12 protein-coding genes are annotated in these 11,936 nt (G+C 71.2%); 8 read left to right on the top strand and 4 right to left on the bottom strand.

Annotation, left to right across the window (positions count from 1 at the left end; all coding sequences use genetic code 11):
- Positions 1-475: 475 nt before the first annotated feature.
- The 5 genes from nrdR to DVR05_RS19140 all read left to right on the top strand — a co-directional run bounded on the left by nrdR (position 476) and on the right by DVR05_RS19140 (position 5,282).
- Positions 476-949, top strand: a complete 474-nt coding sequence (gene nrdR, locus DVR05_RS19120) for a transcriptional regulator NrdR (RefSeq protein WP_116247279.1) — start codon at positions 476-478, stop codon at positions 947-949.
- Between the two features lie 58 nt (positions 950-1,007).
- Positions 1,008-3,824: a vitamin B12-dependent ribonucleotide reductase gene (locus DVR05_RS19125; protein WP_116247280.1), complete on the top strand. Its 2,817-nt coding sequence runs from the start codon at positions 1,008-1,010 to the stop codon at positions 3,822-3,824.
- 91 nt (positions 3,825-3,915) lie between these two features.
- Positions 3,916-4,332, top strand: coding sequence for a prevent-host-death protein (locus DVR05_RS19130; RefSeq protein WP_116247281.1), 417 nt, complete (start codon positions 3,916-3,918; stop codon positions 4,330-4,332).
- Positions 4,329-4,754, top strand: a complete 426-nt coding sequence (locus DVR05_RS27510; RefSeq protein ID WP_116247282.1) for a cytotoxic translational repressor of toxin-antitoxin stability system — start codon at positions 4,329-4,331, stop codon at positions 4,752-4,754. The genes DVR05_RS19130 and DVR05_RS27510 overlap by 4 nt, the downstream gene beginning before the upstream one ends.
- A 93-nt stretch (positions 4,755-4,847) precedes the next feature.
- Complete coding sequence (locus tag DVR05_RS19140; protein ID WP_116247283.1) at positions 4,848-5,282, top strand: CBS domain-containing protein; 435 nt, start codon at positions 4,848-4,850, stop codon at positions 5,280-5,282.
- Between the two features lie 28 nt (positions 5,283-5,310).
- Here DVR05_RS19140 and DVR05_RS19145 read toward each other — a convergent pair whose 3' ends face one another.
- Positions 5,311-5,616 carry a hypothetical protein gene (locus DVR05_RS19145; RefSeq protein ID WP_116247284.1) on the bottom strand — a complete coding sequence of 102 codons (306 nt, stop codon included), beginning with the start codon at positions 5,614-5,616 and terminating at the stop codon, positions 5,311-5,313.
- Between the two features lie 302 nt (positions 5,617-5,918).
- Between DVR05_RS19145 and DVR05_RS19150 the strand changes: the two genes are divergently transcribed.
- Complete coding sequence (locus DVR05_RS19150) at positions 5,919-7,607, top strand: SPFH domain-containing protein (RefSeq protein ID WP_116247285.1); 1,689 nt, start codon at positions 5,919-5,921, stop codon at positions 7,605-7,607.
- Positions 7,604-9,055, top strand: a complete 1,452-nt coding sequence (locus DVR05_RS19155; RefSeq protein WP_116247286.1) for an SPFH domain-containing protein — start codon at positions 7,604-7,606, stop codon at positions 9,053-9,055. Before DVR05_RS19150 ends, DVR05_RS19155 begins: the two co-directional genes overlap by 4 nt.
- Positions 9,056-9,169: 114 nt before the next feature.
- Here the strand turns inward: DVR05_RS19155 and DVR05_RS19160 are convergent, their stop codons facing one another.
- The 3 genes from DVR05_RS19160 to DVR05_RS19170 all read right to left on the bottom strand — a co-directional run bounded on the left by DVR05_RS19160 (position 9,170) and on the right by DVR05_RS19170 (position 10,856).
- Positions 9,170-9,361 carry a hypothetical protein gene (locus DVR05_RS19160; RefSeq protein WP_116247287.1) on the bottom strand — a complete coding sequence of 64 codons (192 nt, stop codon included), beginning with the start codon at positions 9,359-9,361 and terminating at the stop codon, positions 9,170-9,172.
- 171 nt (positions 9,362-9,532) lie between these two features.
- Positions 9,533-10,192, bottom strand: a complete 660-nt coding sequence (locus DVR05_RS19165) for a hypothetical protein (protein WP_116247288.1) — start codon at positions 10,190-10,192, stop codon at positions 9,533-9,535.
- Positions 10,193-10,265: 73 nt separating this feature from the next.
- A complete protein-coding gene (locus DVR05_RS19170; protein WP_116247289.1) occupies positions 10,266-10,856 on the bottom strand; it encodes a DoxX family protein in 591 nt (196 codons plus the stop codon).
- A 116-nt stretch (positions 10,857-10,972) separates the two neighbouring features.
- Between DVR05_RS19170 and DVR05_RS19175 the strand changes: the two genes are divergently transcribed.
- Positions 10,973-11,725 carry a ribonuclease HII gene (locus DVR05_RS19175; protein WP_232832219.1) on the top strand — a complete coding sequence of 251 codons (753 nt, stop codon included), beginning with the start codon at positions 10,973-10,975 and terminating at the stop codon, positions 11,723-11,725.
- Positions 11,726-11,936: the final 211 nt, after the last annotated feature.

The following is an 11,936-nucleotide window of genomic DNA, read 5'->3' on the forward strand; positions in this document are numbered from 1 at the left end:
ATTGCGCACGCGTTTTCGCGGTCAATTCCCGGCCTCCACTTACGTGTACACGTGCGCCCGTCCCGGTGTCCGGGGAATGCGCCAACACGCGCGCGCCCGTGTCCGCTCGGGCCCCGCCGTCCCCGGCCGGTGCCCGCGCGCGAACCCCTGCGGGCACGGCGATCGCGCCGCCCGGAGGCCCCGCGGCGCGACGGCCGTGCGGCGCGTCGGCGGTATCCTGGGACGCGGGTTTCGGGCGGTCCGGGCCACCCTTCGCGGGCCGTCCGCCGCTCCCCTCCCCCTTCGTGAGCGCCGGTGTCCGCGTTCCCGTGCGCGGCCACCCGTGCGGACGTGGGGCGCGTCCTCGCCCAAGGTTGCGCCCCTACCCGTGGGCGCCTAGGTTCGACCACAACATCTGGGTGTGTCGGGGAGGTCATCGCCCAGAAGTTGTGGTTAAGTGGACGTACGGGGCGTCGAGGGAAGCAGGTGAACAGGGGTGCATTGTCCGTTCTGCCGCCATCCGGACACCCGGGTGATCGACAGCAGGTCCACCGACGACGGCGCGGCCATCCGCCGCCGCCGGTCCTGCCCCGCCTGTGAGCGCAGGTTCACCACACAGGAGACCGTCCTGCTGATGGTCGCCAAGCGCTCCGGCGTCACCGAACCCTTCAGCCGTACCAAGGTCATCGCCGGGGTGCGCCGGGCCTGCCAGGGCCGTCCCGTCTCCGAGGACGCCCTGGCCAAGCTCGGCCAGCGGGTCGAGGAGGAGATCCGCAGCCGGGGGCTGGCCGAGGTGCCCGCGCACGAGATCGGACTGGCCATCCTCGGCCCCATGCGCGAACTCGACGAGGTCGCCTACCTGCACTTCGCCAGTGTCTACCGCGGTTTCGAGAGCCTGGCCGACTTCGAGGCCGAGATCGCCAGCCTGCGCCAGGACCACGCGATCGGGTCCGGCGCGGACGAGGAGTAACACCTCCACCGCACGGCCGGGGCCGTGCCGTCGACGCGCTCTCAGGGGGGATGCCGTCATGACGGGGAGCACGAACGACCGGACGGGGCGCGCGGGGCTGCGGATGAGGCGCGTCCTCACCACCCCCGGCGTCCATCCGTACGACACCCTCGAATGGGAACGCCGCGACGTCGTCATGACCAACTGGCGGGACGGAACGGTCAATTTCGAGCAGCGCGGTGTGGAGTTCCCCACCTCGTGGTCGATGAACGCCACCCAGATCGTGGCGAGCAAGTACTTCCGGGGGACGGTCGGAACCCCCGAACGCGAGTGGAGCCTCAAACAGATCGTCGACCGCGTGGTGGGGGTCTACACCGAGACCGGCCGCTCGCACGGCTACTTCGCGAGCGACGAGGACGCCGAGACCTTCGACCACGAACTCAAGTACGCCCTCGTCCACCAGCTCTTCAGCTTCAACTCGCCCGTCTGGTTCAACGTCGGCACGGACTCCGCGCAGCAGGTGTCGGCCTGCTTCATCCTCTCCGTCGACGATACGATGGAGTCGATCCTCGACTGGTACAAGGAGGAGGGGATCATCTTCAAGGGCGGTTCCGGCGCGGGCGTGAACCTGTCCCGTATCCGCTCCAGCCGGGAGCCGCTCTCCTCCGGCGGCATGGCCTCGGGGCCGGTCTCCTTCATGCGCGGCGCCGACGCCTCGGCCGGGACGATCAAGTCCGGCGGCGCCACCCGCCGGGCCGCCAAGATGGTCGTGCTGGACGTCGACCACCCCGACATCGAGGAGTTCATCGAGACCAAGGCGCACGAGGAGCACAAGATCCGCGCCCTGCGCGACGCGGGCTTCGACGTGGACCTGGGCGGCGCCGACGTGTTCAGCGTCCAGTACCAGAACGCCAACAACTCGGTCCGGGTCTGCGACGCGTTCATGCACGCGGTCGAGAGCGGCGCCGACTTCGGTCTCACCTCGCGTACCACGGGCGAGGTCATCGCCACCGTCGACGCCAGGGAGCTGTTCCATCGCATGGCCCGCGCCGCCTGGGAGTGCGCGGACCCGGGCATCCAGTACGACGGGGCCATACAGGACTGGCACACCAACCCGGAGACCGGCCGGATCAGCGCCAGCAACCCGTGCTCGGAGTACCTCTCCCTGGACGACTCCTCCTGCAACCTCGCCTCGATCAACCTGCTGAGGTTCCTGCGCGAGGACGGCGCCTTCGACGTGGAGACGTTCACCCGGCTCACGGAGCTGGTGCTCACGGCGATGGACGTCTCCGTCACCTTCGCCGACTTCCCCACCGAGAGGATCGCGGAGACCACCCGGGCGTACCGTCAGCTCGGCCTCGGCTACGCCAACCTCGGCGCACTGCTGATGGCCACCGGTCACGCCTACGACTCCGACGGCGGCCGCGCCGTCGCCGCGGCGATCACCTCGCTCATGACCGCGACCGCCTACCGCCGCAGCGCCGAGTTGGCCGGGGTGGTCGGCCCCTACGCCGGGTACGAGCGCAACGCGCGGGCGCACCGGCGGGTGATGCGCAAACACGCCGCGGCCCACGACGACCTGCGCACCGTCGGCGCCCTGGAGGAGCCGATCCACGAGGCGGCCACCCGGGAGTGGGCGGAGTGCCTGCGTCTGGGAGAGCGGTACGGCTGGCGCAACGCCCAGGCGAGCCTGCTCGCGCCCACGGGCACCATCGGCTTCATGATGGACTGCGACACCACCGGCATCGAACCGGACTTCTCACTGGTCAAGTTCAAGAAGCTGGTCGGCGGCGGCTCCATGCGGATCGTCAACCAGGCCGTTCCGCGCGCCCTGCGCACCCTCGGCTACCAGGACGACCGGATCGGGGCGATCGTCGAGTACGTGTCCGAGCACGGCCACGTCGTGGACGCGCCCGGCCTGAACCCCGAGCACCACGAGGTGTTCGACTGCGCGATGGGGCTGCGCTACATCGAGCCGATGGGCCACGTGCGCATGATGGCCGCCGTGCAGCCCTTCCTGTCCGGGGCCATCTCCAAGACGGTCAACGTTCCGGAGGAGGCCACAGTCGCCGACTTCGAGCACCTCTACCTGGAGGGGTGGCGCAGGGGGCTCAAGGCCCTGGCCGTCTACCGGGACAACTGCAAGGTCGGCCAGCCGCTGTCCACCCGCGCCGCCGGGGGCGCGGCCGGGTCCCCGGCCGCGGGGGAGGTTCGTCCGGTCCGCCGCCGCCTGCCCAAGAAGCGCCCGAGCGAGACCACCTCGTTCTCCGTCGGCGGCGCCGAGGGCTACATCACCGCGGGCTCCTACCCGGACGACGGTCTGGGCGAGGTGTTCCTGAAGCTCGGCAAGCAGGGTTCCACCCTGGCCGGGGTGATGGACGCCTTCTCCATCGCCGTCTCCATCGCGCTCCAGTACGGGGTCCCGCTGGAGACCTACGTGGAGAAGTTCACGAACATGCGCTTCGACCCGGCCGGGGTGACCGACGACCCGGACATCCGCATGGCGCAGTCGGTCATGGACTACATCTTCCGCCGCCTGGCGCTGGACCACCTGCCCTACGAGGAGCGCGCCGCCCTGGGCGTGTTCTCGGCCGACGAGCGCAGGGCCCAGGCCGCGGGGGAGGACCCGTCCCAGCTGGCCGCGGAGGTGGAGTCCCTCGCCCAGTCGGCCGCCACCCAGGACCCCCAGGACACCGCTCCCCGGGGCGCCGACGCGCCGTCCGACGCGGGGGAGGGGCTGGACCCGGCCGAGCCGCACTCCAGCACCGAGCTGATGGAGCGGCAGCAGGGGTTCGTCGCGGACGCCCCGTTCTGCATGACCTGCGGCACGAAGATGCGTCCGTCCGGCAGCTGCTACGCCTGCGAGGGCTGCGGCGCCACCAGCGGGTGCAGTTGAGGCACGCGTTCGGAGCTGAAGGTACTTAGCGTACTTGACGTACTTAACTCTGGGTGGCAGGTTGGAGGTAAACGTCGTTGGAGGTACCGCCATGACACCCGTGCACTACGACAGCTACACCGAAGCTCGCACGCACCTCAAGGTTCTCCTGGACGCGGCGGAGCGGGGCCGGGTGGCCACAGTGCGCCGCGACTCGGTCAGAACCGCCGTTGTGGACGTCGAGAGACTGCGCCACTACCTCGCGACGGTCACCCCGTCCCGTGCGCAGGTGGTACCCGAGGCCGACGGTTGGTCCGTCTTCATCCCGGGGCTGCCCGTGGCAGCCGATGGGGCCTCCTTCGACGAGGCGATCAGTGAGATGGTCGCCGCTCTGCGTGAGTACGCGGAGGACTGGCAAGATCACCTGCTCGACGCCCCGAACCATCGGGATAACTGGGGACTGGTCCAGCTGATCAGCCTGAGCGACGATGGGCAGCTGCGCGACTGGTTGGTGGGGGAGACACGGTGACCTGGCCACGGCCCACGCGTGAGGACCACGACCGTTTCTGCAAGACCGAGGGATGGCGCGCGGTACGTGACGCCCGAGGTGGCAGGGGAACCCACCACATCACCTACGAGCTGGATCTGCCCGACGGACGGATTCTGCGGACGCGGGTGTCCCGGCCCCCGGACCGGACCGACTACGGTCGGAGCTTGTGGGCGCACATCCTCCGGGACCAACTCGACGTCGACGAGGCCACGTTCTGGTCGTGCGTCCGTGACGGTACTCCTCCTGACCGGGGAGCACTCGTACCGCCTTCGGAGGCTCTGCCCGCTGACCTCGTTCACCTGCTGATCTCCAAGCTCGGTCTCCATGAGGCCGAGGTCGCGGAGATGAGCAGGGAGGAGGCGCTCGCCAGGCTCCAACGGTACTGGACCGAGGGCGGCTGACCGGTAGCCGTTGGTCCAGACCTGTGGTTGGCGGGGCGGGGAAGCGGGTAACCCTTCGGGACCGAGCGCCCCGCCAGCGGAAGGTGGTCCTCCATGCTGATCGCCGCGATCCTGCGGTCCAAGGGGACGGAGGTGGTCAGCGTCGCCCCCGACGCGACCGTCGCGTTCCTGCTCACCGAACTCGCCCGGCACGGGATCGGCGCCGCCGTCGTCGTCGAGGACGGCCGCGTCGTCGGCATCGTCTCCGAGCGGGACGTCGTCCGAGGTCTCGACCGGTCCGGCCCCGAACTCCTCTCCGCCCCCGTCTCGACCATCATGACCGGCGACGTCTTCACCTGCACCACCGAGGACACCGTCGAGGACGTCGGTGAGGCGATGACCCTGCGGCGCTTCCGCCACGTTCCGGTGGTCGACGGGGGCAGGCTCGCGGGCATCGTCAGCATCGGCGACGTCGTCAAGAGCCGGTTGAGCGTGCTGGAGGACGACCGCGCGGCCCTGGAGGCCTACATCCAGGGCCGCCGCGCGTAGCTGCCGGAGGCGCGGACGGGCGCCCCCTCTAGTCGTGCGCCCGGTCTCCCACGGTGACCGCGACGGCCGCCGTCGCGGCGGTGACACCCAGGACGGCGGGCCAGGAGCCGACCTTCTTCGCCAGTGGGTGCGCCAGTCCGAACGCCCCCACGTACACCCCCGTCAGGGCGATCGCGGTCCCCACGCCCGAACGCCTGCGCCACGTCTCGAACGCCGCCGCGCCGAAGGCCGCCAGCACCGCTCCGCCCAGCGGGCGGTTGCCGGTGGCGCGGGCGGTGGCGTAGCCGCCGATCAGCCCCGCGGTGGTCAGCGCCGCGGTCGGTACCGAAGTCATCGGATGGTTCCTCCTCGTCGTGGCCGCTCCTGGCGCGGCCCCGTGGACGACGTTAGCCCCCGCTCCCCGGGGACCGCCATCCGGCACGCGTGCGGGGTTCTCCCCACGAGGGCGCCCTCCCGTGTCGTCGCAGGTCACGCTCAGGACACGGGAGATGTGTTTCGGACATGACTCATGCCAGAGTTGTTCCTGTCCACTACGGCTGATCCCACCCGTGTACCCACTCCGACCTGGAACCGGGCGAGGGTGGGCCGCGTCGAACCCGACAGTTCCCCGTCTCCGCCAGCAAGGAGTCCACGCCTATGTCGTTCGCGCAGACCGTGCGCGGCGCCGCCGACGCCGTCGTCCAGGGGGGCGATCCGCGTCAGGCGGTGGCCAGCGCAGTCCAACAGGTCTCGGACCAGGTCTCCGACCAGTCCGCCGGGGGAGGTGGTCTGGACCCCCGCGACTTCGTCGCCGCACGCGAGCAGGGCGAGTCCGTCGGAACCCGGATCGAACAGAAGACCACCTCCCTCAACAACGCGGGCGAGGCGCTCAACCGCAGCTACCACGAGCGCGGCCACAGCGGCCCGGTCCACGTCATCTGCCCCATGGTCATCCCCCGCGGCCGCACGTTCCTCACCATGCTCCCGGCGATCGCGCTGGTGGTCCTCGGCCTCCTCGGCGCCTTCGCCGTCCTCATCCCGGCCTCGCTCACCGGGGCCAACCCCCTCCTCAACCCCTTCTTCGGCATCCACTACTGGATCCTCACCGCCGCCGTCACGGCGTTCATGTGGTGGCGCCAGGGCATGGTGATGGTCCCGGAGGGCTGCGAGGCGATCGTCACCCGCTTCGGCAAGCGGGAGGACAACTTCAGCCCCGGCCGGGTCACCCTGCTCAACCCCTGGAAGCGCGTCTCCTACATCGTCAACACCACGCGCGAGTACCCCTTCAACGCCCCCATCCGCTCCGCCCCCACCAAGAGCGGCGTGCAGGCCTCGGTCGACCTGTTCGTCCAGTTCCGAATCGCGGACGCGACCGGCTTCGTCTACACCCTGGGCGGCGTGCACGGGTTCCAGGAGAAGCTCAACAACGCGATCAGCGAGACCACCCGCAGCCTCATCTACGAACAGGAGGCCTCGGCGATCTACGACATGGTCGGCGAGAGCACCCACGCCCTGCTCGACCAGCTCAACCGGCAGTTCGGCGGAATCGTCGTCCTGACCAGCGCCAACATCACCCACGCCGAGCCCTCCAGCCAGGAGTACCGGATGGACCTGGCGGCGCCGGAGATGGTGCGCGTGGCCAAGGACGCCTACACCTTCGAGTACGAACTCCAGCTGCGCAAGGAGCAGAACGAGGGTGACCTGAACAAGGAGCTGGCCACCCTCAACGAGACGCTCTCGGCGATCCAGGCGGACATCGCCCAGTACCAGGCGCAGATGGACACCGCCCTGGAGCGTGAGACCAACCGGGCGCGGGCGCTGGCCCGCCAGCGCTTCGTCGAGGCCGAGTCCGAGGCCAACGCGAACGCGGCCCTCCTCCAAGCCCAGGCCCTGGACATCCGGGCGGTCAGCGCCGCCGAGGCCCCCGAGATCCTCAACTACCGCTTCCGCGAGAACCTCCTGGACAAGCTGGAGGCCGTCGCCGACAGCCTCCCGCAGGTCCTGCGGATCGGTTCGGGCGACGCCGCCTCCGTCGACTACCTGCGCATCGCCCAGGAGATCATCGGCCAGACCGACACCGCCCTGTTCTCCGAAGCGGACATGGAGGCCATCCGCGCCCGCCTGGGGGAGATCTCCGCCCGCATCGCCGAACGCGAGGAGGAGATCAGCGCCCTCGTCGCGGACCCCGACCCCCAGCGGCGCCAGCCGGAGGGCGAGGACCCGGGTGAGGACCTGGTGGAGGAGATCCGCCAGTCGGTCTCGGAGGAGGCCATCGACGAACGCCTCGCGGAGGCCCCGCAGGACACCGAGGACCTCGGACCGAACCAGGGAGGGTTGTCCCGATGAGCCAGTCCGTGAACGTCGGCGGCGGTTCCAGCATCAAGGAGTCGCTCGCCTCCTGGGGAGACCTGGCCGGTCTGCTGCGCGGCGGCGACCAGGGCGCGCTCGTCCCCGTCGTCATCCCCCGCGACACCCGCGGCCTGCGCTGGACCGTGCCGCTCTGGTTCGGCCTGTTCGCCCTCTGCTCGGCGTTGATGATGGCCCTGAACGCCACGCTCGGCGACGGTGAGATCGTCTACACCCTCCTGGCGATCCCCACCATGCTCGTCGGCCTGTTGAGCGTCGTCGCCGCCGGCCTGTGGTGGTGGCGCGGTTCGATCGTGGAGATCGAGGAGGGAACCCACGGGATCCTCACCAAGTACGGCGCCATCGTCCGGGCGATCGGGCCGGGCCGCCACTACCTGTGGCACCCCTGGTCGCGGGTGGACTTCGTGGTCGACACCCGCACGGAGATCCCCTACACGGCGCCGGTCCTGGCGTGCCCGACCCGGGAGAACGTGCCGCTGAAGTCGATCGAGTTCTTCCTCAAGTTCCAGATCATCGACCCGATCCGGTTCGTGACGATCATCGGGGCGAGCAACTTCGACCTGGTGCTCTCCAGCGTCGTCCAGGACGCCATCCGTCAGCGCAGCCGCCAGGTCAACACCGAGTCCGCCTACGACCTGCGCGGATCCAACGTCGAGGACATGCGCCGCCTGCTCAACTCCCAGCTGGAGAAGTACGGCGTGCGCATCACCGGATGCAACATCCCCGACGTGCAGCTGCCCAACCAGTACCAGCAGCACCTGGCCACCCGGGAGCGGGTCGCCAAGGAACTCGTCGCCTACGAGCAGGAGTGGGAGCTGACGCGCAAGCGCCGCATCGACACCCTGCTCATGGACATCGAGCGCTCCAAGAAGACCCGCGACGCCAAGATCGTCGAGGTCAACGCCTCCCTCAACAAGGCGCGCAAGGACGTGGCGCAGATGCTGGAGGAGCAGGAGACCGAGGCGCAGCGGGTGCGGTACGAGATCGAGACACGCGGCCGCGCCGACCTGGTCGCCGCCGAGAACGAGGCCAAGGCCCAGCAGCGGCTGGCCACCGCCTACCGCGACAACCGGGCGGTGCTGGAGTACGAGCTGGCCCGCCGCCGCCTGGACGTGGGCGCCACGCTCGCGGAACGGGCGCCGCGTCCGGTGGTGGTGCAGACCGAGGCGGGTTCGGGCGACTCCTCGACACTGTCCACCCTGCTCACCGCGCAACTGCTGCCGCAGGTGCTCGACGGCGCGGCGGCGTCCTCCCGGGGCGCCTCCGTCACCTCGGCCTCGGGCGCCCAGGAGGTGGCGGACTCCGCCCAGGGCGCGATCGCGGCCGCCGCCGAGCGCCAGCAGCGGATGGCGGAGGAGTACCAGCGCCAGCAGGACACCGCGATGCGTCAGCAGTTCGAGCGCGGTGAGGGGTACGGCCGCCGCTGACCCCCGCGCCGGTTCCGGCCCCCGACCGCCGGAACCGGAACCGACGAGGACCCGCGACGCCCGTCGCGGGTCCTCGTGCGCGTCCGGGCCCTCCCGCGGGCGCGGTGTCCGGTGTCACCCGGCCACGGTGAGGGAGGCGTAGCCCGCCGCGATGTCGATGCCGTTGCGAACGGCGATCTCCACGAGGTCCTCCACCTCACCGGCCAGGCTGCTGGCCAGGTCGTCGTCGCCGGTGGCGTGCGCCCGGCGCAGCGCGGTGATGGAGTCGTGGATGCGCAGGTGGAGGGTGAGGGCGAACTCACGCATGGGGCATCTCCTCGGGTCGGTGGAGCCGTGGAGGAGGGGTCAGGGGACCCTTCCCGGGGGATGCCCCCTGTCTACAGAGCCAAGGTGAGAGCCGGGTGTGAGCACGGCAGCGGGCGGCAAAAGGGCGGGAAAGGGGGCCGTGGCGCCCGTCACCCGTGTGCGCGGCCGTCCTCAGTGGTTCACCCACACGTACCAGTCACCGGACACGTGCTCGTAGACCCGGGAGCCCTGGCCCGGGACGAACACCCCGACGGGGAGCTCCTCCGTGCTGTGGGCGAACCCGGCCGCGGGGGCCAGCAGACCGGCGCCGTCGACCGTGAAGTGGACGAGACCCGGGGAGACCGAGACCTCGTCCAGCGGGTAGGCCCCCGTCCACGCGCCGTCACGCGCGGCGGTCCCACCGTCGCCGACCTGGTCGGCGAGCTCCAGCAGCTGGTCGGCGGAGACCGCCATCCGCAGCTGGAGGGGCACGTCGGCACCGGACAGGCCGAGGGCGAGGGCCGCGATCAGCGGCGCGGAGATCCACCGCAGCCAGTAGTGGCGGATCATCGGACGGGCGACGGCCAGCGCGATCCCCAGCCGCAGGGCGCCCATCGCGGCGAGCAGCAGACCGCAGACCAGGCCGACGACGAACGCGGGCAGGTGCCCGGCCGGAACGCTGTCCTCGAAGATCAGGACGAGCGCGACGGCGGCGCACGCGGGGATGTAGAGCCGCCCGGGAGGACGCGAGGCCCAGTCGATCAGGCGCTGGCCGAGGGTCGGCCGTTCGGCGATCTCGATCAGTTTGGCCACCGACCCGTCGGGATCCGGGCCGGAACCTGCGGCGGACATACGTTCCCCTCCGTCGAATCCGCGTCCTCGAGACGCGGTCCGGCGGGAGTATCGAAGGGTCGAACCGGCCGCGTCACAGTCGAGACGGCCGTCCAAGCGCGGCCTCACCCACAGGATAGAGCAGTGGCGGAGCGTGTTCGGGGCGTCTGGGAGAAAAGGAGGGGACGCCGCGGTGCGCGGGCGCCCCCTCCGGGGCCGCGTCCCGGGACCGCTCGCCGCTCCGGGAGGGGCGCACGGTCGCGGGGGCCAGCACCAGGTGGTCCCACGACCACCGCCCGCCGCCGACGGCCATGAGCACGCACACCGCGGTGACCAGCATGGTCGTCGGCCAGGAGGCGAACGGGGAGGGGTCCGTTCCGCCGCTCTCCACGGCGAGCGCGCCGACCAGGGCGACCGTCGCGAGGAGGGGACCGGTCAGCCATGTGAGCAGTCCCACGGCGAAGGCGATCGACAGCCCGACCAGCAGCGCCGGAAGCGCGCCGACCAGGGCGCCCGCGATCGTCGACCCGGGGTCGGGCAGCGGGGCGGACACCTCGCCGGTCCGCCCCCGCATGTCCAGACCGTGTTCGACGAACATCCAGCCGACTCCGACCCGGGCGAGGGCGGCGACGACGTCGTACAGGTTCCTCCGGCAGCTCCGGGGGCGGCTCCTGGTGGACAGCATGTCCACCCCTCCTGGGGTTCGATCGTGGCTGTGCCGACAAGCGAAAACTACCCAACGTAGCCATGGGTGGCGCCACGTCGCGCCCGGTGAGTCGCGGAAACCCCTATGGTGGTCGGGTGAGCACCACGTCCACGAACGCAGACCCGCCCGCCGCCCCCACGTTCGAGGTGGAGGACGAGCTCCGCGGGGCCGGGGCCCGGATCGTCGCGGGGATGGACGAGGTCGGCCGCGGTGCGTGGGCCGGTCCGCTGCTGGTCTGCGCGGCCGTGCCCGGTGAGGGCGCCCCGCCCGCCGGGCTGACCGACTCCAAACGGCTCACCCCCAAGCGCCGCGGGGAGCTCGCCGAACAGTTGACGCCCTGGGTCGCCGACCACGCCTTCGGCTGGTCCGAACCCGCCGAGATCGACGAGGTGGGGATGACCGAGGCGCTGCACCGCGCGGCCCGACGCGCCCTGGCCGGTCTGTCGGTGCGTCCGGACGCGGTGATCCTCGACGGCCGCCACGACTTCATCGGCCGCCCCTGGCGGGTGCGCACCCAGGTCAAGGGTGACCTGACGTGTGTGAGCGTCGCCGCCGCCGCGATCCTGGCCAAGGTACGCAGGGACGCGTTCATGGCCGAGCTGGACGCCGATCACCCCGGGTACGGCTTCAACCGCGCCGCCGGGTACCCCTCGCCCGTGCACCGCGCGACCCTGGCCGAGTCCGGCCCCACCCCCCACCACCGGTTGAGCTGGTCCTACCTCGACGCCCTTCCCCGCTGGCGCCACCTGCGCAGGTACCGCGAGGGCGCCGCGCCCGCCGCCGGTGCGGCACCGGACACGCGCGGCGGCGGCCCCGAGGACCAGGGCGAGCAGTTGTCCCTGCTGTGACGCCCGCGCGAACGGCCGTCCTCCGACCTCCGACGCGGCCGCGCGCCGGACGGACCCCGGCCCGCTTCGGATCCGGGTCCCACCGGGGGCGACACGCCGCCCCGCACTGGACATCCACACCACTTCGGGCAAGGCTGGGGCCGTAGCCATGGCTGTGGAGCCGGTCCCCCCGGCACCACCCGGTCCGGCCCCCACGGTCAGAAGCGCCGAC

It is taken from the genome of Nocardiopsis sp. FIRDI 009 (genome assembly GCF_003386285.1).
Lineage (GTDB): Bacteria > Actinomycetota > Actinomycetes > Streptosporangiales > Streptosporangiaceae > Nocardiopsis.

Bases quoted from the DNA above. Each gene is read 5' to 3' on its own strand.
- DVR05_RS19150 (WP_116247285.1), top strand. From the start codon at position 5,919: ATGTCGTTCGCGCAGACCGTGCGCGGCGCCGCCGACGCCGTCGTCCAG.
- DVR05_RS19145 (WP_116247284.1), bottom strand. From the start codon at position 5,616: ATGACTTCGGTACCGACCGCGGCGCTGACCACCGCGGGGCTGATCGGC.
- DVR05_RS19165 (WP_116247288.1), bottom strand. From the start codon at position 10,192: ATGTCCGCCGCAGGTTCCGGCCCGGATCCCGACGGGTCGGTGGCCAAA.
- DVR05_RS19155 (WP_116247286.1), top strand. From the start codon at position 7,604: ATGAGCCAGTCCGTGAACGTCGGCGGCGGTTCCAGCATCAAGGAGTCG.
- DVR05_RS19130 (WP_116247281.1), top strand. From the start codon at position 3,916: ATGACACCCGTGCACTACGACAGCTACACCGAAGCTCGCACGCACCTC.
- DVR05_RS19125 (WP_116247280.1), top strand. From the start codon at position 1,008: ATGACGGGGAGCACGAACGACCGGACGGGGCGCGCGGGGCTGCGGATG.
- DVR05_RS19160 (WP_116247287.1), bottom strand. From the start codon at position 9,361: ATGCGTGAGTTCGCCCTCACCCTCCACCTGCGCATCCACGACTCCATC.
- DVR05_RS19170 (WP_116247289.1), bottom strand. From the start codon at position 10,856: ATGCTGTCCACCAGGAGCCGCCCCCGGAGCTGCCGGAGGAACCTGTAC.
- DVR05_RS19140 (WP_116247283.1), top strand. From the start codon at position 4,848: ATGCTGATCGCCGCGATCCTGCGGTCCAAGGGGACGGAGGTGGTCAGC.